Source organism: Arthrobacter russicus (assembly GCF_031454135.1).
Taxonomy (GTDB): Bacteria; Actinomycetota; Actinomycetes; order Actinomycetales; family Micrococcaceae; genus Renibacterium; species Renibacterium russicum.
On record NZ_JAVDQF010000001.1, the window covers coordinates 1,161,127 to 1,180,709 of the forward strand.

General features: G+C 64.0%; 21 protein-coding genes and 1 pseudogene. 7 read left to right on the forward strand and 15 right to left on the reverse strand.

All coding sequences use genetic code 11. From position 1 onward, the window contains the following. Positions 1–52 precede the first annotated feature (52 nt). Together JOE69_RS05400 and JOE69_RS05405 are read left to right on the forward strand one after the other, a co-directional pair. Entirely contained in the window at positions 53–1,588 is a 1,536-nt protein-coding gene (locus JOE69_RS05400) for a PucR family transcriptional regulator (RefSeq protein ID WP_309796725.1), read from the forward strand. Between the two features lie 51 nt (positions 1,589–1,639). Then, complete coding sequence (locus JOE69_RS05405; protein WP_309796727.1) at positions 1,640–3,271, forward strand: amidohydrolase; 1,632 nt, start codon at positions 1,640–1,642, stop codon at positions 3,269–3,271. Here the strand turns inward: JOE69_RS05405 and JOE69_RS05410 are convergent. After that, a complete protein-coding gene (locus JOE69_RS05410) occupies positions 3,268–3,420 on the reverse strand; it encodes a hypothetical protein (RefSeq protein WP_309796729.1) in 153 nt (50 codons plus the stop codon). The two genes, JOE69_RS05405 and JOE69_RS05410, sit on opposite strands and share 4 nt — an antisense overlap. A gap of 61 nt (positions 3,421–3,481) precedes the next feature. Between JOE69_RS05410 and JOE69_RS05415 the strand changes: the two genes are divergently transcribed. Both JOE69_RS05415 and JOE69_RS05420 read left to right on the forward strand, forming a co-directional pair. Further along, entirely contained in the window at positions 3,482–4,027 is a 546-nt protein-coding gene (locus tag JOE69_RS05415; RefSeq protein ID WP_309796731.1) for a CGNR zinc finger domain-containing protein, read from the forward strand. A 35-nt stretch (positions 4,028–4,062) separates the two neighbouring features. Continuing rightward, on the forward strand, positions 4,063–4,833 hold the full coding sequence (locus JOE69_RS05420) for an SDR family oxidoreductase (RefSeq protein WP_309796733.1): 771 nt from the start codon (positions 4,063–4,065) through the stop codon (positions 4,831–4,833). A 70-nt stretch (positions 4,834–4,903) separates the two neighbouring features. Here the strand turns inward: JOE69_RS05420 and JOE69_RS05425 are convergent, their stop codons facing one another. Continuing rightward, a complete protein-coding gene (locus JOE69_RS05425) occupies positions 4,904–5,047 on the reverse strand; it encodes a hypothetical protein (protein ID WP_309796735.1) in 144 nt (47 codons plus the stop codon). Here JOE69_RS05425 and JOE69_RS05430 point away from each other — a divergent pair. Both JOE69_RS05430 and panD read left to right on the forward strand, forming a co-directional pair. Further along, on the forward strand, positions 5,046–5,693 hold the full coding sequence (locus JOE69_RS05430; RefSeq protein WP_309796737.1) for a cupin domain-containing protein: 648 nt from the start codon (positions 5,046–5,048) through the stop codon (positions 5,691–5,693). The genes JOE69_RS05425 and JOE69_RS05430 overlap by 2 nt on opposite strands. Before the next feature lie 125 nt (positions 5,694–5,818). Beyond that, the gene (panD, locus tag JOE69_RS05435; protein ID WP_309796739.1) at positions 5,819–6,235 is read left to right on the forward strand and encodes an aspartate 1-decarboxylase; all 417 of its coding nucleotides are present in this window, start codon (positions 5,819–5,821) and stop codon (positions 6,233–6,235) included. 102 nt (positions 6,236–6,337) lie between these two features. Here panD and JOE69_RS05440 read toward each other — a convergent pair whose 3' ends face one another. From JOE69_RS05440 to JOE69_RS05485, 12 genes and pseudogenes are all read right to left on the reverse strand, one after another. Then, entirely contained in the window at positions 6,338–7,183 is an 846-nt protein-coding gene (locus JOE69_RS05440) for a fumarylacetoacetate hydrolase family protein (RefSeq protein WP_309796741.1), read from the reverse strand. 36 nt (positions 7,184–7,219) lie between these two features. Continuing rightward, positions 7,220–8,551, reverse strand: coding sequence for an ATP-grasp domain-containing protein (locus JOE69_RS05445; protein WP_309796743.1), 1,332 nt, complete (start codon positions 8,549–8,551; stop codon positions 7,220–7,222). After that, positions 8,548–9,918 carry an aminotransferase-like domain-containing protein gene (locus JOE69_RS05450; protein ID WP_309796745.1) on the reverse strand — a complete coding sequence of 457 codons (1,371 nt, stop codon included), beginning with the start codon at positions 9,916–9,918 and terminating at the stop codon, positions 8,548–8,550. The genes JOE69_RS05445 and JOE69_RS05450 overlap by 4 nt, the downstream gene beginning before the upstream one ends. After that, positions 9,915–10,223 (reverse strand): YciI family protein, encoded by a 309-nt coding sequence (locus JOE69_RS05455; protein WP_309796747.1) that lies wholly within the window; start codon positions 10,221–10,223, stop codon positions 9,915–9,917. The genes JOE69_RS05450 and JOE69_RS05455 overlap by 4 nt, the downstream gene beginning before the upstream one ends. Before the next feature lie 60 nt (positions 10,224–10,283). Beyond that, the gene (locus JOE69_RS05460) at positions 10,284–11,036 is read right to left on the reverse strand and encodes an SDR family oxidoreductase (protein WP_296365454.1); all 753 of its coding nucleotides are present in this window, start codon (positions 11,034–11,036) and stop codon (positions 10,284–10,286) included. Next, complete coding sequence (locus JOE69_RS05465; protein WP_309796750.1) at positions 11,033–12,247, reverse strand: enolase C-terminal domain-like protein; 1,215 nt, start codon at positions 12,245–12,247, stop codon at positions 11,033–11,035. Before JOE69_RS05465 ends, JOE69_RS05460 begins: the two co-directional genes overlap by 4 nt. Then, entirely contained in the window at positions 12,244–13,137 is an 894-nt protein-coding gene (locus JOE69_RS05470; protein ID WP_309796751.1) for an alpha/beta hydrolase, read from the reverse strand. The genes JOE69_RS05465 and JOE69_RS05470 overlap by 4 nt, the downstream gene beginning before the upstream one ends. A 9-nt stretch (positions 13,138–13,146) precedes the next feature. Further along, positions 13,147–13,797: a GH3 domain-containing protein gene (locus tag JOE69_RS17880; protein ID WP_445344330.1), complete on the reverse strand. Its 651-nt coding sequence runs from the start codon at positions 13,795–13,797 to the stop codon at positions 13,147–13,149. A 105-nt stretch (positions 13,798–13,902) separates the two neighbouring features. Next, positions 13,903–14,220, reverse strand: a pseudogene (locus JOE69_RS17885) (GH3 family acyl-acid amido synthetase); the annotation flags it as partial. Between the two features lie 15 nt (positions 14,221–14,235). Further along, a complete protein-coding gene (locus JOE69_RS17890) occupies positions 14,236–14,883 on the reverse strand; it encodes a GH3 family acyl-acid amido synthetase (RefSeq protein WP_425545984.1) in 648 nt (215 codons plus the stop codon). Positions 14,884–14,966: 83 nt separating this feature from the next. Beyond that, positions 14,967–16,157: an MFS transporter gene (locus JOE69_RS05480; RefSeq protein WP_296365460.1), complete on the reverse strand. Its 1,191-nt coding sequence runs from the start codon at positions 16,155–16,157 to the stop codon at positions 14,967–14,969. Between the two features lie 252 nt (positions 16,158–16,409). Then, positions 16,410–17,513 (reverse strand): NAD-dependent epimerase/dehydratase family protein, encoded by a 1,104-nt coding sequence (locus tag JOE69_RS05485; RefSeq protein ID WP_309796754.1) that lies wholly within the window; start codon positions 17,511–17,513, stop codon positions 16,410–16,412. On the opposite strand from JOE69_RS05485, the gene JOE69_RS05490 reads away from it, so the two are divergent. Continuing rightward, a complete protein-coding gene (locus tag JOE69_RS05490; RefSeq protein WP_296365464.1) occupies positions 17,413–18,027 on the forward strand; it encodes a ScbR family autoregulator-binding transcription factor in 615 nt (204 codons plus the stop codon). The two genes, JOE69_RS05485 and JOE69_RS05490, sit on opposite strands and share 101 nt — an antisense overlap. On the opposite strand, the gene JOE69_RS05495 is transcribed toward JOE69_RS05490, so the two are convergent. Then, entirely contained in the window at positions 18,024–18,923 is a 900-nt protein-coding gene (locus tag JOE69_RS05495; RefSeq protein ID WP_309796757.1) for a ScbA/BarX family gamma-butyrolactone biosynthesis protein, read from the reverse strand. The two genes, JOE69_RS05490 and JOE69_RS05495, sit on opposite strands and share 4 nt — an antisense overlap. Between the last annotated feature and the right edge of the window lie 660 nt (positions 18,924–19,583).

The window sequence follows — 19,583 nt, forward strand, 5'->3', positions numbered from 1 at the left end:
CTGGCAAGCATTTTCAGGACATTTTGTCCGACATGTTGAGAGGATGCGTTTGATGTTGCCCAGTGTGCGCCAAGTCCTGGCCTCCGAGGAGCTGCAACGCGGCGCTCCCGAGGTGCTGGCCGGGCGGGCGGAATTGGACCGGGAAGTCCGTTGGATCCATATCGTGGAGACCACTGATGTGGCACCGGTGCTGCGCGGCCAGGAACTGGTGCTCAGCACCGGTGCCGCCTGGCCCACCCAGCCGCAGGCGCTCGAGTCGTTGGCCGCAGCCCTGGCGAAAGTGAACGTCGCCGGTTTGGTCCTGGAACTCGGCGACCGGCTCCCGCACCCGCCCGGCGCCCTGGTGGAAGCCTTCCGGCGGCATCGCCTGCCGTTGATCGTCCTGCACTCACCGGTTCAGTTCATCGCGGTGACCGAAAGCGTGCACAGCACCATCGTGGCGCAGCAGATGGCCACTTTGCGCGCCCGCGAAGACCTCAACGCGCGCTACGCCCAGATGATCGCCCGGGGCTCCTCCAGCACGTTCATCCTGCAGCAGAGCAGCGAACTGCTCGGCCAACCGGTGCTGCTCGTCGATCCGGCAGGACGGATCGTCACCATGGCCCTGGCCGGCCGGGACGCCGCGGCCGTGGTCCGGTCATGGCGGGAAAACCGGCCCAAGTGGAGCAGCGCGCAAGTGATGGCGCACGGCCAACACTGGGGCGCGCTCTGCGCCCAACCGGCCACTCCGCAGGCCGCCGTGCACCCGGCCGGTGTGGACTATTTGCTCAGCCAGGCCGCGCTCGCGCTCGCGGTCGGCCGATTGGCGGCCGGAAGCGAAAACCCCTGGCGGGCGGACCGCGACCAACAGCTGCTGACCGCGGTGCGCACCGGCAATTACGCCACCGATGCCGAGGTCGAGGACTTCACTGCGGCGATCGGCTTCCGAACCGGCAAGACGCCCAGCTTCGGGGTAGCGGTATCTTTGCCCGCCGACGCCGAGGAGATCTCGGCGAACCGGCTTGCCGAAGCCCTGGAAGCGGAGGCGTTGCAGGTCTGCGTCGCCAAAGACGCCACCGTACAGCGCCGGCAGCAGTTTTCGCTGCTGCTTTCCGGCGAAACAACCGAGGTCTTGGCTGCGGTGCTCCGTTCCGGTTGGCCCGATGCCCGGATCGCGGTGGGCCGCGCCGCCGGCAGCACTCCGGAGCTGAGCGCTTCGCTGCATCAGGCGACCAGCCTCTTGTCGATGCCGAGCACCGGAGCCGAATCGCTCGGCCGGGGCCCGGTGCTCCGTGCCGATGCGCACCAATTGCGTTTGCTGATTCGCGGCTTGCGTTCGCAGCCCAGCCTTCCGGCATTCGTCCAGATGACCCTGGGGCCGATCCTGTCCTGGGACGCGAAGAACTCCGGGGACTTGCTCCAGGTCCTCCGGGCCTATTTGCGCCACCCGGGCAATCGGACCGCCGCAGCCTCGGAAAGCCATCTTTCCCGTTCCGTCTTCTACCAACGGCTGGCTCTGATCGAGGAGGTCCTCGAAGCCGACCTGAGTTCCGGGGAGACGATTTCCGCGCTTTACTCGGCGGTACTGGCCCACGATTCCCTGTCCTGAGCAAAGCAATTTCACTGATCCAATCAGTTGAAGGCACCGAAGGAGCTGTCCATGACCCAAGGAAATCCCAGCATGTTGATCGAGAACGCCCGCCTGCTGTTGCCCGGCGGCATCAGCCGCGGTTCGATTCTGCTCGAGGCGGGCAAGATCGCAGCCATCGGCGATGCCGCGGCACGGGCCGGCGCGGATTCGGTGATCGACGCGGAGAACTGCCTGGTTTCCCCGGCTTTCCAGGACGCGCATCTGCATCCGCACGGCGCCGGTCTGGAAATGCTGCGCTGCGACCTGAGCGGAGGCGGCGGTTTTTCCGACTACTCCCGCACCATCGGCGAATATTTGGCAAACCATCCCGACGTCGACTGGGTTTTGGGCGGCGGCTGGTCGATGGAGCACTTCGACGGCGGCAACCCGACTGCCGAGGCCCTGGACCGCTTGGTCCCCGACCGCCCGGCTTTTTTGCTCAACCGGGACCACCATGGCGCCTGGGCCAACTCAGTGGCCCTGCGCCTGGCCGGCATCGACGCCGGCACCCCCGATCCACGGGACGGCAGAATCGAACGGCACCTGGACGGCTCGCCCAGCGGAACGCTGCACGAGGGCGCGATGGATCTGTTCCGGCAGCTCGCCCCGGCACCCGGCCAGGCGGATTTGGACGCCGGCTTCGAACTCGCCCAGGCGCAGATGTTCGCCTGGGGAGTGACCCGCTGGCAGGACGCCATCGTCGGCGATTCGGCGGTCTGCCACGATGCCTACGATTCCTACCTGAGAATGGCCGACGACGGCAGGCTCAAAGCGACCGTGACCGGAGCCCTCTGGTGGGACCGCGAGCGCGGCCTGGACCAGATCGAGTTCCTGAGCCAGCGCCGGGCGCGGGCGCAACGGCCGACGTTCCGGGCCGGTTCGGTCAAATTGATGCTCGACGGCGTGGCGGAGAACTTCACCGCCTCGATGTTGGAGCCCTATCTGGATGCCTGCGGCTGCGTGAGCGGCAATTCCGGCAAAGTTTTCATCCCCACCGAGGAGTTGCTGCCGGCGGCGCTGCAATTGGACGCGCTGGGCTTTCAAATGCATTTCCACGCGCTGGGCGACGCTGCGGTGCGCCAGGGCCTGGACGTGCTGGAGCAGGTCCGCGCCTGCAATGGACCCCGTGATTCCAGGCATCACTTGGCGCATTTGCAAGTGGTCCACCCCGATGACATCCCGCGCTTCGCCGAGCTGGGTGCAGTGGCCAATATGCAGCCGCTCTGGGCCAGCCATGAGGAGCAGATGGACGTGTTGACCATTCCCTTCCTCGGCGAACGCCGGGCATCCTGGCAGTACCCGTTCGGCGGATTGCTGCGTGCCGGCGCCCGCTTGGCCGGCGGCAGTGATTGGCCGGTTTCCACGGGCAACCCGCTGGAACTGATCCACACCGCGGTCAACCGCAGCAGCCTGGACCGCGGGCCGGAGGCCCAGCCGCTACTCGCCGAACAAGGGCTCTCGTTGCAGGATGCCTGGCTGGCGCACACCTCCGGCACCGCTTTCGTCAACCACGACGACGATCGCAGCGGCAGCTTGGAAACCGGCAAGGACGCTGATTTGGTGGTCCTGGACCGGGATCCGTTCCTGGGCCCGCTGCACCGGATCGGCGAAGCCTCGGTCCGGTACACGATCGCCCGGGGCGAGGTGGTGTTTTCCGGCTAGCCGCAGCTGGCGATCAACTCCGCGCACAGCTGCACGTCGTGCTGCCCGCAATCGCAACGGAAGTAGCGCACCGCACCCTGGCTGGTGCAGTGTTCCGAGGCCAGGGTCCAGAGGTGGGGACCGCCGTCGGCGGCGAAGCAATATCTCATGAACCCAGTCTCAAGTAAGGCTGTTATACCGGTAAACCATTACATGTGCTTGACTTGGCTCATGTTGGTCAACCCATATGGCGAAGACCCTTTGCGACTCGCCGTCCATCTGGTCAATTCACCCCCGGCCGAGCCGGCCGCACTCCGTGAAATCTGTCTGGCCGCCGGGGTGGTGCTCGAGCGTCCGGTCGACCAGCGGGACCTGGTGCAGACCGCTTGGATGCTGGAGGCTTGGCAACGCGTCGTCGATGCGCCCGAACCGGACCTCCGGGCGCAGATCCTCAATGCCCTGCTGGCCGAATCGGCCACCTACCCGAGCTTGACCAACCACAACGGCCAGGGCTGGCACCTGCACTACCGGGAAGCCGACTTGGCACTTTGGCAGATCTTGCGCACCATGGTCTATGTGGGCACGGCGCTGCATTTCGCCACTCGCGGCATCCATCGGCTGGGGCGCTGTTCCGCGGTGGGATGCCGGCGGATCTATGCCGACTTCTCCCGCCCCGGCACCCAGCGGTACTGCTCCCCCTCCTGCGCGAACCGGGACGCGGTGCGCCGACACCGGAACCGGCTGGATTCCGTTCGGATCGCAGGCTCCGGCGGCTAGGCTGTCGATATCCCGATCCGACGAGGAGACCAATCATGGACATACCGCAACGGCTCACCGGAAAAACCGCCTTGATCACTGGAGCAAGCCGTGGCATCGGCTTGGGCATCGCGCAGCGCCTGGTCGCCGAAGGGGCAACCGTGGCGATCACTGCCCGCAAGGCCGAAGGCCTGGCCGAGGCGGCCCAGACTATGCCGCCGGGCGCCGTGCTCAGTTTCACCGGCAAATCCGATGATGCCACACACCGCGCAGCGGTTCTCGACGGCATCGCCGAACAGCTCGGCGGCTTGGACATCCTGGTCAACAACGCCGGCATCAACCCGGTCTTCGGGCCGCTTTCCGAGGTCGATCTGGACGCCGTCCGCAAGATCCTCGAGGTCAATGTCATCGGCACGCTCGGCTGGGTACAGGAGGTTTTGGCGCATCCCGGCTTGGCTTTCCGGCACCGGCGCGGCTGCATCGTCAACATCTACTCGGTCGCCGGACGGATACCGAGCCCGGGCCTGGGCAGCTATGGGGTTTCCAAAGCGGCGAATTCGCACCTCGCGGCGACCTTGGCAGTGGAACTGGGCCCGGAAATCCGGGTGAATGCCGTGGCGCCGGCAGTCGTGAAAACGGATTTCGCGAAGGCGCTCTACGCAGGACGTGAAGCGGAAGTCGCCGCGCAGTATCCGCTCAACCGGTTGGGCACCGTAACGGACGTTGCCGCGGCGGTGGCGTATCTGGTGTCCGAGGACGCGTCGTGGGTGACCGGGCAACTGCTCACGCTCGACGGCGGGCTGCTCACCGCGGGCGGCCGGGCATAGCCTCCAGCCGCAGAACCAAAAGGCTCCAGGCCGTCCGGCCGCGAACGAATATAGACAATTCGAATATTTTTCAACGGATGATGTAATTGAAAGCATCTGCCGCATATTCTATTATCGGTCGAGTGGCATATTCAAACCATTTTGTCTTAGGATAATCTCGCATCACAGCATCGTTTTGAGGGGCAACTAAAACAATGACGATGGAGAGAATCATGTCGAAAATCAACCGCAGGACATTGCTCGGTGCAGGAGCCTCGCTGGCCGGCGCCGCAGCGATGACCACCCCGGGATCCCCTTCCGCGACCGCCACGGCAACCGCAACTTCCTCCCCCTCCGACCCCGCCAATCCCTACCTTTTCGACCTCGCCGGAACCACGCCGGCCACCTTCGACGGCGGCAATCTGCGCGGCGCGAATGAAGAGAACTTCAAAGTCTTGAAGGACCAGAAGTCAGCCACTTATCTGATCGAAATCGAGGTCGGCGGAATCCGCGAACCGCATTGGCACCCTAGCGCCTGGGAATCGACTTTCATCATTTCCGGCCAATCCAAGTGGTCGATCCTGGGTACGCACCCCGATGGGAAATACCACAATCTCCAATTCACCGCCGGGCCGGGCGAACTGGTTTTCATCCCCGAAGGATTTTTCCACTATTTCGAAAACGCGAGCGACTCCGAGCCCTTGAAGGTGCTGGTGAATTTCAACAACAGCACGCCGGAGCCCAATGACGATCTGGGGATTGTCGCCTCGATCGCCTCGCTGCCCGATGACGTCTTGGACACCGTATTCGGCGTTCCTGCCGGCTCGTTCAGCAAGATCCCCAAGAAGCTCGAGCCCGTGACCATCACGAAACGCAAATAACCGGGCCCCGGAGGTCGAGGCCAGCCGACCGGCCTCGACCTCCGGCGCACGCAGCGCCATGCGATGCCTCCTCCGCCGGCGGAGAATTCGTTGTACAAACCGACTGATCGGTTTATAATTGCACCATGACCCGAACGATGTTTAAGTCAAAAATCCATCGAGCCACCGTTACCGAAGCAAACCTGCACTACGTCGGATCCGTCACGGTCGACCTGGACCTCCTGGATGCCGCGGACATCCTGCCCGGAGAACTCGTTTCAATCGTCGACATCGACAATGGCGCCCGACTCGAGACCTACACCATCGCCGGAGAACGCGGCTCCGGAGTGCTGGGGATCAATGGTGCGGCAGCGCACCTGGTACACCCCGGCGACCTCGTCATCCTGATCACCTACGCCCAAATGTCCCGGGCGGAAGCCCTCGACTTCGTTCCCAAGATCGTGCACGTCAATGAGCGGAACCAGATGGTCAAACTCGGCACCGACCCGGCCGAATCAGTGACCGAAGGGCTTTCCCGACCGCCCTTCGCGGCGAGCCGCTGACCACCCATCCACCCTCCGCCGGCCGGTTGCAGCCGGTCCGCAATGAAGCCCGGCAGACGTCGCAAGAGCGAGTCTGCCGGGCTTTCTGGTGTTTCGCGGTGCTCAGCCCGCGACGGGCGTGCAACGTGTCGTCATCCTGCCGATCTCGGGGGCGAAACTCTCCACCAGGTCGCCTGCCTCGAGGTATTGCGGCGGAGTCATCTGCATGCCCATCCCAGACGGGGTTCCGGAGAAGATCAGGTCACCTGGGTAGAGCTCGCAAATCGCCGAAATCCTCGATACCAGCTCGGCGATCGGGAAAATCAGCCGAGCGGTGCTGTCCCGCTGCACGGTCTTGCCGTTGACCGAACAGCCCAACTCGATGTCTTCGCGATCCGCAAACTCATCGGGGGTGACCAGAACCGGCCCGGTCGGCCCGAAGGACGGGAACGATTTGCCCAGCGAAAACTGCTTCGCCGGTCCGCCCAATTGCAGCTCCCGCTCGGAGAAGTCCTGGCCCAGGGTCAACCCGGCGACCAAATCCCAAGCCTCGGCCGCCGCAACCCGATAGCCGGGTTTGCCGATCACGACGACGATTTCGACTTCCCAGTCCACCGAGGCCGTAGGCAACGGAAGGTCTGCGTGCGGTCCCACGATACTGCTGGGGAACTTGGTGAAAATCACCGGCAGCTCATCGGAGCCGGCCACTACGGATGCCCGGCCGTGATAGTTGCTGGCGATGGCGAAGACTTGGCGCGGCCGAGGCGACGGCGCACCGAGTTGCTCCGGGTCCACCGCGATCCGGCCTTCCTGGGCCTGGGCTGAACCGTACCAGTCCCGGAACTCGCTCCACTGCTGGAACAACGCCCCGGGATCGGCCGGAAACCGGCCACCGGAGGCGAGTTCGACGTCGATGGCGCTGTCGCCGTCGAACACCACCGCCCGGCCGGCCAGGTTCCCCAGCCTCACCGGCCGTTCCCCCGGCAAAATTCCGGAGCACCGGGTTCACGCATGGTCGAATTCCTTCTCCGCGGCGAAATCCCCGGCCAGCAGATCCGCGTCCCCGGCATCGTCGACCTGGTAGAGGATCTCCGCCAGCCGCTTGGCCTCGCGGTAGTCCTGTTCCAGCACTGCTTCGTCCGGATGGGTCAAAAAGGCCCGCAGCGGCGCGTTCATCAGATCCGTGGTCGGTTCGATCCGGTCGCCGGCCTGGTACTTGACCGTCATGGCGCAGACGCTCGGCAGTTCCCGGATCTGTTCCGCGATGTCCTGGTTCACCGCGGTCACGACGCCGTTCAGCGCGGTCGCCGCGTTGTAGACGAGGGCGCTTTGCCGTTTCTGGTAATTGCGGCCTTCGGTCTTGTCCAAGAATTGTTTGGCCTGCACATAGGCTTCCGCGCTCAGGCCGGCCTGGCTGTGGCCCAGGCAGATCTCCTGCAGACCGGGGTGGTTATTGCCGTTGATCCTGGCTCCGATCTCCACCAGCACCGGGCCGCGCTCGGTGATGATGACCTCGGCATGCGCCGGACCCCATTGGATTTCCAGGGCGTCCAGTACCTTGGCGATGTAGGGGATCATGACCTCCGCGGCCGGATCCTGCGGATCCACCAGGACGTCGCGGTCATAGATGTTCTTGCCCGAAGGCAAGAGGTTCTTCTGGTACTTCCAAACTCCGCACGCGTAGTGGTATCCGGCGCTGCTGACCGTGTCCACGATGTATTCCGGACCGGCCAGGAATTCCTGGATCAGCACTTCGTCGTTGGGCTCGCCGAAGAGGTTCGGCGAACCGAGGAGCTCCCGGATCGAGCGGTTGAGTTCTTCCCGGTTCGCGCAGATGACCACGCCGTCGGTACCCGCCGATTTCAACGGTTTCACCACCGCGGGGTAGCCCACGGTCTCATCGACCCAGCGCAGCAGGTCCTCGGGGTCGTTGCCCTTCCGATGCTGCACGCAGGGCACTCCGGCGCTCCGGAGCGCTTCGACCATTTCGAATTTGTCCCGGCGGGCCAAGGAGAGCTTGGTGCCGTTGCTGACCACGCCGAGCCGTTCGCTGAGTTCGTCGGCCAACTCCACGCCGGTCTCCTGTCCCGGAACCACGCAGACCGGCGAGTACGCGCGCAGCCTTTCGAGCAGCTCATCGGTGACCTGCGAGTCCCGCAGCACGATGTTTTCGCGGTAGACCGTCAGATCCGGCGCCTTCATCGTGGCATAGAGTTCCGGAGTGCTTTGCACGTGGACCAGATCGACGCCCAGCGCACGGTAGGCCGCAGGCAGGAAATTCCCCGCCGAATAGCCGTCCACCACAATGGCGACCAGGGGCTCAGTCGAATTGCTCATGATTTTCCTTCCTGCCCGGTCCGGGCAGCATGATCGGTGATGAAACGGGCGAGCCGGGCGATGCCTTCGGCGATCTTCGCGGGTTCGAGATTGCTGACGCCCAGACGCAGCTGGCGCTCTCCCCCGCCCTCCGGATAGAACATGTTCATCGGGGCCCAGCTGACGCCGTATTCCCGCGCGGAATGTTCCATCAACGCGAGGTCGACGGCGAACGGCAGGTTGAGCACGATGAAAAAACCGCCGCGCGGCTCGTTCCAGCCCACCCCGTGCTGGTCCCACTTCGAGGGCGGGAAATGCAACGCCAGGTTCTCCAACGCCGCCTTCAACCGTTCCAGATAGACGTCACGGGACGGTTCCGAGGCCTTGCGGAGGTCGTAACCGCGTTCATGGAGCAGCCCTGCGATCAGCGCCTGGGACAGCGACGAGGTGCCGACGCTGAACATGCTCTTCGCCAGCGAGAGCCGCTGCGCGAGGTACCGGGGGCTCTGCCCGCGGTACTCCAGGATCTGGTCCGCGATCAAATAGCCCATCCGGGCACCGGGGAATGCCGATTTGGCGAACGAGCCCAAGAAGACCACGCGTTGCCGGGTGTCCAGGGCTTTGAAGGTCGGCAGTTGCTCCCCGTCCGGCGCGAAGATGCCATACGGATTGTCTTCCAGGATCAGCAGATCTTCCGCTTCGGCGATCTCAAGCAACCGCCGCCGGGTGGCGAGCGGGATCACGGTTCCGGAAGGGTTCGAAAAGTCCGGGATCAGGTAGAGCGCCCGCGGCCGCTTGCCTTCCGCCCGGGTAGCCCGGATGACTTCCAGCACGTTTTCGGCACAGATGCCTTCCGGCCCTTCGAGCACTCCCCGGTAAGGGATGTCCAGCATCCGGGCGGCGCCCAGAATGCCGACATAGGCCGGAGCCACGGTCAGCAGGACGTCGTCCGGGGAGCTGAACAGGCCGCGCAGCGCAATCAGCAGGGCTTCCTGGAAACCGTTGGTCACCATGATCGAGGCTTCGGGCACCTCGATGCCTTCCTGGACCCGCAGCATCTGCGCGATTTCAGCGAGGATGAAGCCGTTGACCGGCCCATAGTGGAACATCCGGCGGGCCAACAGTGCTTCCGGCACCCCGGCCTCCCGCGAACAGGCGAAATACTGTTCGATCTGGCGGGAGATCTGGTTCAGGTCGTAATCACCGTCGTACGGCGCTCCCGAGGAGAAGGACAGCGCGTCCGGGAAGGCCATCGCGGTCTCGCTCAGCACCCGCATGGAGTCCATTTTCGCGTCCAGCAACGCCGGGTGCAGGCCTTCCAGCGCGACCGGTCCCAAGTTCGGGAACTCCTGCGGCAGGATCGCCTCGGCGGTCAGTTGATCGGTCATCGGACAGTCCCGGCAGCCGCGCTTTCGGGTGCCCATTGGCCTTTGCCCGGCTGCCACTCGCGGATCGTGGTGCCGGAGACCAAGCCGGCGAGCACATACGGCTCCGCAGCCAGAATGCCATCGAGCTCGCTCCGATCGGCGGCTTCGTACAACAACAGCCCGCGGTTTTCACCGACCAGCGGACCGCCCAGTTTGAGCACGCCGTCCGCGGTGAGTTCACGGAGATATTCGACGTGGGCGGGATTGCTCGGTTCGCGTCCGGTTCGGTCGACGTTGTAGCTCAATTCGACAAGGTAGATCGCCATCTCAGGTCCTTTCGGGAAATTTCGGTTCGCTTCGGGTTCGGATTCCGGGTGCCGGAGTGCTCACATGTAGAGGCCGCCGTTGATGTCGATCACCGAGCCGGTGGTGAAGCCCGCACTCTCCGACGCCAGGTACAAGACGCTTCCCACGGCTTCGTGCACGGTGCCCATGCGGCGCATCGGCAGTTTGGACAGCACGGCCTCCTTTTGCGCCGGGTCCCGGCGCTCCCAGGCGCCGGCCACCCGCGCGGTCGCGATCGGACCGTGCGCCACGACATTCACGCTCACGCCGGTCGGCGCCAGTTCGTAGGCGATCTGCTTGGTCATGCCGATCACCGCGGCTTTCGCCGCGACGTACGCGGCATTGTTGAAGTGGCTGTACGTGCGGCCGCCGGCCGAGGCGAAATTGACGATCCGGCCGTAGCCCGCCTCGACCATCGAGGGCGCCAACACCTTGATCGCGGTGAAAGTCCCGATGACGTTTTCCAAATACGAGGTTTCGAAAACCTGCTGGTCCAGTTCGGCATACGGAATCACCCGGGTGTCTCCGCCGACGCCGTTGATCAGGATCGACGGTTTGCGCTGCAGGCCGGAGAGGAGCTGTTCCGCTTCCGCGGTCTTCGTGATGTCTCCGACGACGGTCTCCACATCGACGCGGCCACGCAGTCGGGCCGCCATCTCTTCGAGTCGTGCTTCATCCCGATCGAACAGGATGAGCTGACAGCCTTGCGCGGCAAGTCCGTCGGCTACGTCTTGCAAGATCCCGCCGGCTGCGCCGACCAACAGGGCGGTCTGCGGTGAGGGTGCTGAAGTCATCTGGAAGTGCCTACCTTTTCTCGTTCTTCACGGTGTGTTTCTTGACTTGATTCGAGCGTGCGCCGCAAATTTGCGCTGGGCCGCAGGCCCAATCCGATGGACCGGTCGGCGGGCGCCGGAAGCAGGTACCGGTCCCGGTCGACGGCGATTGCCGGTTCGGTCAACGGCTCCGGGAACCACTGGTCGTGTTTCCCCGCTTCCACGGTGGCCAAGCCCGCATAGCTCCCAGCCAACAGGCGCATTGCACCCCAGAGCGGACCGATTTCGCCGACGTGCACCCCGAGCTGGGCCCGCAAGCCGAGCCCGTGGGCCACCCGCAGCAGACTCAGACTGCGCAGCAGGCCACCGCATTTGCTGATCCGGATATTGACCAGATCCGCAGCTCCGTGCGCTGCCGCAGCCTCGAGATCGCTGCGCGAGGCGAAGGATTCGTCCAGCATGATCGGAATCCCCGAGGCTTCCCGCAGCGACCGCATCGTCGGCCAATCGCGCGGCCCCACGGGTTCTTCGATCCAACCGATCGACAGCCCGGCGAGCCGCCGGACGGCGGCATGCGCGAGCTCCGGCGTCCAAGCCCCGTTCGCATCGAGCACTACGGTGGCATCCGGGCCGAAGACCTCCCGCACCTGCAGCACCCGCTGCACGCAGTCGTCGAGGTCTGCGGAGACCTTGACCTTGACATGCCGGATCGAGGCAATCGCCTCGGGGCTCAGCGCCGAGGTCTTCGCCGCGACGCCCGAGGACAAATCCACCACGAAGCTGACCGGCGAGGCCACGGCTTCGCTGCGCAATATCGACGCAAAACTCTCCTGACTTTGCAACGCTTCGAAACCGGTCTTCCGATGGATGCTGCAGATCAGGTCGAAAAGCGCCAGTTCGACGGCGGCCGCAGCCGCCGGCATCGGCACCGGCCCGCCGAGCGCTGCTTCGAGGTCCAATTCGCGCAGCGCGGTGATGGCACCCGCGAAGTCCGGAACCGCCAGGACCCGGTCGAGCAGATCCAGGTCCAAGGCTTCTATCGCCGCTTGCGCGGACTCGACGGTCTCCGCGGTCACATACGAACGCGGTGCGCCCTCTCCCCAGCCGGTATGTCCGGAGGCTTCGGCGAACACCAGCACCGATGCCGTCGTCTGGCGCTTCGCACCGGCGTGCGAAAACGGCCGCGCCATCGGCAATTCGGCGGCGGCCACCCGGAACGAATCCAGTTTCATCGCCGTTGCCCCTCCGGTTGCCCTGCCGTTCCGGCGGGGGTCAGCAGCTCCACCAGCCAGTGCCAGTAGTCGACGCGGCGCTCGGAGAACTCCAGATAATGTCCGGTGCAGGCGAAATTGCTGGTCTTGGCGTTCGGATGCAATTCCCGGATCACCGCGGCTGCCGCGGCGAGGTCGATGATCGGATCGCGGTCCACGGTCACGAAATGCACCTCGGCGTCGATTTCCGCGCTGCGGCCCCAGTACTGGTCTTCGATCGCCACCATGGTCGCCCGCGTGCGCTGGGTGATCTGACGCAGCATCAAATGGTCGTTCGCCATGAACTCCAAATACCGGGCCTTGGACGTGTAATCCTCGTCGGAAAGCCCCAGGCTGAACCGGTCGGCGCCGGTCAGGGCGCGCAGCTCCGGCAATTTCGCCACACCATGCCGGGCGTTTTGTTGGCCCAGGGCCGGGGTGCAGTAGATCAGCCGCGCGACGCCGGGCAGCCCGACGACCGCCATCGAAGCCAGGATGCTCCCGCCGAAACTCTGGCCGAGCACCGAGGTGGGGATTCCGCGGTGCCGCCGTTGCACTTCGGCGAGCCCCTGGAAGTAGTCGGCGGCGACCGCCTCCGCGCTGGGCAGATCACCGGGTGTGCCGCTGCTGCGTCCCGAGCCCCGACGGTCCAGGGCGTAAACCGCGATGCCGAACCGGCTCAGCGTCCGGGCCGTTTCGATCAACCATGCAGCGTGGCTTTGGATTCCGTGGATGTAGTAGAGGACTCCGACGACTTCCGCCGGGTCGGCCGGCAGCCATGCGTGCAATGCCAGTTCGACGCCGTCTGCTGCGGTCAACGAACTCACGGCATAGTGCTCGGGCGTGGTTTCGGCAGCGATCGGACTGCTCACCAAGGACATTCAGGACACCACCCATGAGCTCATGCCGGCGCTTTGCAAGCGCTGCAGCAGGTCGTCGTTGCGCTGGATCCAGTAATGCTTCAACTGGCTGGCAGACGCCCCGGCGAGCCGCCGCTTTTCTTCCAGCACCGCGAAGGTGCCGGGGCGGACGGTCAGCAGTTCCAAAGCGGTGAGCCGGTGGGTACGCCGCTTTTCGGCGTATTCGATATTGAGTTTCTGCAATTGGTCCTCGATGTGTTCCGCCATGGTCTGCTGGGAGAGTCCGATTTCGCCGGTCCATTCCAGGACCACGGTGTATCCGGGCGGGGTGCCCCAGACCGGCACGCAGGTGAAGAGCTGCCGGGCGGAAAAACTTTCTCCGCACGCGCGTCGGACGGCTTCGTGGATATCGCTTTCGGTGAGCTTCTCGCCGGTAAAGGAGCTACCGAATCCGGCGCGCTCAGCGAACTCCAGTCGGGGCAGCTTGCCCACCATGTCGACCACCCGGTAGCGGTCGCCGAGGTCGTAGCGGTAGAGCCCGCTGGCTTGGCTGATCACCACGTTGTAGGTGGCACCGACGTCGAGCTCGTCGAAATTGAGGGTTTCGGCGTCCGGCGCCACGTCTGAACCGTCGTCGGATTCCGGCACCGGGACGAATTCGTACAGGCCCATGTCGACCGCCAGCGGCCCTGCCGAGGGATGCTCGTCGACCGGGATCGTGATAATCCCCTCAGTGCCCGTGGAGCTGAACGGCAGTTTGGCGATCCCCGGTGTGACGTCCTCGAGCCAATGCCGGTAGAGCCCGGCAGATGCGGAATTCCAGGAAACCGTCAGGCCCAGCCCGGGCCAGAAATCCACGAGTTTGAGGCCCTTCGCGGAGCCGGCAGCTGCCGCAGCGAGCCGCTCGGCGAGCTCCGGGTTCGGTTCCGCCACCAGGCTTCGGCCGCGCAGGGTGCCCTGGGCGATGTCCTCGATGAGTTCTGCGGCGTTTTCCGCCAGCAGCTCGGCGAGACCGATGATTTTCGACGGGTTCAGCGCGACGATCGCAGCCACATCGGATCCGGCAAGCAGCCGGAGTTTGCGGTAGAGCGAGTCCCGGTAGTCCTCGGTCTACACCCCCTTGAACCAGCTTTCGTGGTACCACGGCGGCAACCAGTCGCCGCTGCTCACCGCAGCCGGACGCTGCGAGATCGGATACTGGTGCCGGGAATCCAGGTTCGCGGACAACGAAGCCCGTTCCCAGGACAAGTCCAGGACCGAAGCGCCCAACGCACGTTCCCGGCCCAGCTTTTCGAAATACAGCCCCCATTGCGAATAGAGCGCCCGGCCCCGGTAGGCGTCTCGCCAATGCCGGGTGGTCGGGATCAGCTTCGGGACTCCGGTGGAACCGGAGGTGCGCAACAGCGCATAGGGCTCGCTGCGGGTCAGCACGTTGGTGTCGCCGTCGACGAGTTTGTCGATGTAGGGCTTGTACTCCGGATAGCACCGGATCGGCGTCGCCTTTTTCCAGTCGGCCATGGTGCGCACCTGGGCCAATCCGTGCTTGCGTCCGAAATAGGTCTCCCGGGCCTCGCCCAGGATGTCCAAGAAGGTCCGGTGGAACACATCCTGCGGAGCCCAGCAAGTCTGCCGGCGCAGCTCGAGTTCGCTCAGCGACCGGTCCAAAAACCGACCCGTGATGGATGAAGTATTCATCCTCTGCCGGTCGACGGCATATTCAAGATCTTCGGATTCCAGTTCCAGCATTTGACTGTTCATCGTGGCGCGTCTCCAATCTCGACGAATTCTCGTTGGGTTCACATGATCGACAGGTGGTATGGGAGGGTGCTGCCAGGGCCCGGCTAGGCGTCGGTTTTCGCGTCCGTCTTGGCGTGGCTTTCCTTGGGCACGGCGAGCAATTTGAAGCCCAGCCCGCCGAGCAGGCCCAGGACCAGGACGCCCAGCCACAAGGCGGGGTAGCCGAAGGCATTCGCGATCACGATGCCCAGTGGCCCGCCGATCATGAAAGCCGTGTTCCAAACGAAGAAATACGAGCTCATGTAACTGCTCGTCCGGCCCTCCGGAGCCCGGGCCGCGAGGTATCCGGCAGACATCGGCGCCCAGAGCACTTCCCCGATGGTCCAGAAAATCAACGCCACCAAGAAGAACGGCACATCGTGCGCGAAAGCATTCAAGCCGAAGCCGACGCCGACGAAAACCGAGGCGAGGACCAACGGAGTGCTGTCCGGCCACTTGGCGACCAGCTTGGGTACCAGGGGCAGCAAGACGATGGACAGCACCGCATTCACCGCGAGCACAATGCCGATCTGCGCGGAGTTGATGCCCTCGGACAGCATGTGCAAAGGCAGCGTCGAGTTCACCTGGAGGTAGATCAGGGCCACGATGAAGCACAGGACCAGGAAGACCACCAGGGAGCGCTGCCGATAAGGCTCGGCCAGGTCGCGGGCCATGTTCTTGAGCGAAAAGGGTTCCGTTTTGGCCACCGTTTCGTCCGGCGGCAGGGACTTCGCGAATCCCCAGTACAGTGCGCTGCAGGCCGCCCAGACCATGAAGATCCCGGGTGGGAAGATTTCAAGGAACAGACCGGAGAGCACCAGGCTCAGCGTGGTCCCGACGTTGAACCCCATTAGATGGAGTCCATAGGCCCGAGGGAAGTGGTCCGGCGACACCATGGTGGAAATCAGGGCGGCCCCGGCCGGACGTTCGATCGTGGAAAGTGCTCCGGAGAGCAGAGCGAGAATCCCGATCAGGATCGGATCGCGGACCACCAGGTAGAGCAGTGCGATCAGGACCGCGATCGGCTCCGCGATCAGGATGAGTTTCCGGGGTCCGATGGATTCGGCGAGGACGCCGCCCAAGAGCCCGGCCAAAACGATTCCGACGCCGAACAATCCGACAATCAGCGAAGCCGCTGATTCGTTGATGATTCCGCTTCGTTGGAGGTAAATGACCAGGAAAGCCGGTGCGATGAGCCCGATGCGGTTGAGGATCTGACCTGTCCAGAGCAGCCAATAGGCCTTAGTGAGTTTCATCAATTTCCGTTTGTAAGGACAAAACATGTGCGATGTAACAGGTGGCCCGCCCCACAACCATGGCCACAATCCACATCGTAACAGATAAACATGACGATCGATCGGTTTTTTAATTGCTCGAAACACTGCGTAGTGAATCGGCCCAGAGACCTCCCGCCACGACGTTCCGAGCCGGTTCTCCGGGGGCTTCGTGCGGCCTTTTCGGACCGCCCGAAGCCCCCGGGACCTAGTACTGATACGGCACGGGCTGGGCTATCCGGCAAGCAGCCCGCGGTACCAGTCCGCAGTCGCCGGGTCGAAGAACTCCCGCGGCGCCGGGTTCAGCCCGGTCGCCTCGAAAGTTCCGGACGCATCGAACCAGGAATCGTGACACAGCATCTCGAGCGCACTGGAGCCTAGGCGCCTGCCGGCGGCGATGTCCCGGGCTGCGGCCAAGGCCAACGGAGCCGTCGGCAGCTCGAGGCCCACCCGTTCCCCGAATGACCTGGCCAGCTCCGCAATGCTGACCGGTTCGAGTTCGGCCGCGGCATAGGCTCCTGGCGAACCGCGCTGGGCGAGCGCAGCAACCAATCCGCCCAAACGATCCACGTGGATCGCCGAAACCTTCGCCGCCCCGGCCAAAGGCATGCCGCCCAAGGCGCGCAACAATGCGGACATTCCGGGCATCACCCAACGGTCTCCGGCGCCGAGGATCAGCTGCGGCCGCACCACGGTGCCGCCGGCGTCCAAAACCATCCGGTCCGCCGTCGCGCGGTCCCGGCTCCGGAAACTGGTCGGTGCGTAGCCGAGTTGCCGCAGGTCGCTGCCGCGGAAGGGCCCGCGGCCGTGCACCGCAGCAGTGCTGACGTAGACCAAGCGCTGGATCTCCGACTCGCGGCTGATCTCGATGACCGTTCGCACCAGGTCCAGATTGACCGCCCGGCTGAGTTCCTGGTCCGCCCCCAGATAACTGGTCGCCACGATGACGGCCTCTGCTCCGCGGATGGCTTCCGCGAGCAAATCGGTGCGCCTGAAATCGAACGGGGCCAAGCCGACTTCAGCGACCGAGGACTCCGCCGTCGGCTGGATCTTTTGTCTCGCGGCCAGCCGAAGTGGGATACTTGGGCGAGTCTGCCCAAACGCGCGCCGGATACCCGATCCGATGAAACCGTTCGCACCGAGCAGAAGCGTCGGCGCGGCTGGGTGGACAGGAAAATCATTGGCTAGATTTTTCATCTGATCAGCAGCTTTCGAGGAGTCTAATTTTTTTATGGCAATGCAGCAGCGAGCTATCGAGACTCGCGAAAGGATCGTGGCCGCCGCAGCGGAGATATTTTCCAAAATGAGCTTCGCGGAAGCGTCGATGTCGGACATCATCAAGCTCGCGGCAGTGACTCAAGGGTCGGTGTACTTCCACTTCGATTCGAAAATGGACCTGGCCAAAGAGATCGTGCACCGGCAGCACCTCATCTCGATGGAGCTGGGCAAAAATCGACTGGAGTCGCAGCGCCCGGCGATCGATTCCATGGTCGACCTGTCCTTCGACCTGGCCCGGTCGCTGCTGAGCCAACCGATCATGCGCGCCGGTCTGCGCCTGAGCACCGAATCCCTGGCGGTCTTCGACCAACCGATTGAAAGACCTTATCTGGATTGGATGGAGTTCTGCACCACGCTCCTCGAGCGCGCTGCCGACGAAGGCGAACTCATCGCTGATCAGGACATCGAATCGATCTCCTTCGTGATCATCAGCTCCTTTACCGGAGCCCACGTCTTTGCCGCAGCGCTCGGCGAATTGGACACCCTCGAATCCCGACTGAGCAGCATGTGGCGGCTGCTGCTGCCCTCGATCGTCACGGACAAGGCGAAGACGCCGATTTTGTCCGCGCATTAGAAGGCCAGCTCCAGAATCCGGTGAATCGAGGACACCGGCACCTCGACCACTGCGGTGGCCAGCACGCTGCCGGACTGCCGGACGGAGAACCACTCCCGCACTGCCCCCGAAACGTCATAGTGGTCCGGGACTTCGCGGTGGATCTCGATTTCCGGCTCGAACTCGGCGAACTTGGCGAAGCTGCAGTCGAATGACGACAGTTCGGACCCCGGACCGTGCACCTCGTGCACTGCCTGCCTGATCGCTTCGAGGAAGAGCATCCCCGGCACGTGGTCCAAGGGGTGGTCGAAGAACACCGAATGCCGAAACGGCACCTCGAGCTTCCAGACCGCCTCGCTGTCGATCGCTTCAATGAGCTTGCCGCAGGCGCTCGGCTTGCGGTCCGAGGGCGCGGCCAGGCTTCGACTGCCACGAATCTTGTCGTAGACCTTCCGCGGAACCACCCGGAGCTCCCCCCGGCCGGAGCCGAAATCGATTCCATCGGCCTCGAACCGCGCGTCGATGTCCAAGGCCCGCAGATTGCCGGCGGCATAGGCTGCGGAATCGACGGAAAGCTGAATCGTGACATTCGTCGGACCAGTGCCTTCGCAGGGCGCGGGCTCCGACATCGAAACCATCAAACGGTCCATCAGGAAACTGCTTTCCAAAGGAACTCCGAGATATTCGTGGCAAACCACGAAAGCGGCCTGCCGCATGGCTTCGGCCAATAACGTCAAATTGCCCGGTGCTTGGTTAGGGCGGTAAAAATGATGCTCCCGAGGCCATTGGCTGCCCAGCACGAAAGCCCGCTGGTCGCACTGCAGGGAGTCGGTGATCAGGACTTCGGCAATGGCCCGTTTATGGACCAGGGATTTGGCCACGGTCGATTCGAAAACGAGTTGGGATTTGCTTGACATGTTGTTTCCTCACTGTGTTGACAAAGGTGAAAAGACAGACCAAACAAACCGATCGAACGGATTATTTTTTCGAAACAACTCGCCTGCTCAGTTTTCAACACTCCCCCCAAAACTCGCTGGTACTCAGCCGACCAGCCCCCGATGCGGCCTATCTCAATGCACCCATCATGGGGCCTGCCGCCCCGGATGCGAAACGTTCTCAGCACAGTCGATTGCGGCGCGCAGCACCAAGGCCGCCGGCCGGCCTCGGGCCGTCCTGCGCACACCCCTGAACGTCGGCTGGCCGCGCCCGCACTCCCGGTCAAAAGACGCCGGATTCATACCAATCCCGGCGGTGGCGCACGCTCGGCGCTTGGCCAGCGGCGCACCGTCGGCGGAGCACGCATCGAAGGCGCCTTTCGTCTCGGAGGTCAAAATCGGAAATAATCGCTTTCCGCATTTTTTCGATGCGGAATGGCTGCGAGCTCCGCCGCCCGAGGCAAGCCCAGCCACTGATCCAGAAGCATCTCGCATCGACGGTGATACCCGTCGACTTCACGGGTTCCGTACCGCGCATTTGTTTTTCGAATATTCCGCTAACCGATGAATGCAGGCAATGCATCTCGCACCGAGCTGGTCGATGCGCCGTTTCAGTCGGGAACAATCGAGGCCAAGCTCACG

Bases quoted from the DNA above. Each gene is read 5' to 3' on its own strand.
- JOE69_RS05400 (WP_309796725.1), top strand. From the start codon at position 53: ATGTTGCCCAGTGTGCGCCAAGTCCTGGCCTCCGAGGAGCTGCAACGC.
- JOE69_RS05405 (WP_309796727.1), top strand. From the start codon at position 1,640: ATGACCCAAGGAAATCCCAGCATGTTGATCGAGAACGCCCGCCTGCTG.
- JOE69_RS05410 (WP_309796729.1), bottom strand. From the start codon at position 3,420: ATGAGATATTGCTTCGCCGCCGACGGCGGTCCCCACCTCTGGACCCTG.
- JOE69_RS05415 (WP_309796731.1), top strand. From the start codon at position 3,482: ATGTTGGTCAACCCATATGGCGAAGACCCTTTGCGACTCGCCGTCCAT.
- JOE69_RS05420 (WP_309796733.1), top strand. From the start codon at position 4,063: ATGGACATACCGCAACGGCTCACCGGAAAAACCGCCTTGATCACTGGA.
- JOE69_RS05430 (WP_309796737.1), top strand. From the start codon at position 5,046: ATGTCGAAAATCAACCGCAGGACATTGCTCGGTGCAGGAGCCTCGCTG.
- JOE69_RS05425 (WP_309796735.1), bottom strand. From the start codon at position 5,047: ATGATTCTCTCCATCGTCATTGTTTTAGTTGCCCCTCAAAACGATGCT.
- panD (WP_309796739.1), top strand. From the start codon at position 5,819: ATGACCCGAACGATGTTTAAGTCAAAAATCCATCGAGCCACCGTTACC.
- JOE69_RS05445 (WP_309796743.1), bottom strand. From the start codon at position 8,551: ATGAGCAATTCGACTGAGCCCCTGGTCGCCATTGTGGTGGACGGCTAT.
- JOE69_RS05450 (WP_309796745.1), bottom strand. From the start codon at position 9,918: ATGACCGATCAACTGACCGCCGAGGCGATCCTGCCGCAGGAGTTCCCG.
- JOE69_RS05455 (WP_309796747.1), bottom strand. From the start codon at position 10,223: ATGGCGATCTACCTTGTCGAATTGAGCTACAACGTCGACCGAACCGGA.
- JOE69_RS05460 (WP_296365454.1), bottom strand. From the start codon at position 11,036: ATGACTTCAGCACCCTCACCGCAGACCGCCCTGTTGGTCGGCGCAGCC.
- JOE69_RS05465 (WP_309796750.1), bottom strand. From the start codon at position 12,247: ATGAAACTGGATTCGTTCCGGGTGGCCGCCGCCGAATTGCCGATGGCG.
- JOE69_RS17880 (WP_445344330.1), bottom strand. From the start codon at position 13,797: ATGGGCCTGTACGAATTCGTCCCGGTGCCGGAATCCGACGACGGTTCA.
- JOE69_RS17890 (WP_425545984.1), bottom strand. From the start codon at position 14,883: ATGAACAGTCAAATGCTGGAACTGGAATCCGAAGATCTTGAATATGCC.
- JOE69_RS05480 (WP_296365460.1), bottom strand. From the start codon at position 16,157: ATGAAACTCACTAAGGCCTATTGGCTGCTCTGGACAGGTCAGATCCTC.
- JOE69_RS05490 (WP_296365464.1), top strand. From the start codon at position 17,413: ATGCAGCAGCGAGCTATCGAGACTCGCGAAAGGATCGTGGCCGCCGCA.
- JOE69_RS05485 (WP_309796754.1), bottom strand. From the start codon at position 17,513: ATGATGTCCGACATCGACGCTTCCGCGAAGCTCATTTTGGAAAATATC.
- JOE69_RS05495 (WP_309796757.1), bottom strand. From the start codon at position 18,923: ATGTCAAGCAAATCCCAACTCGTTTTCGAATCGACCGTGGCCAAATCC.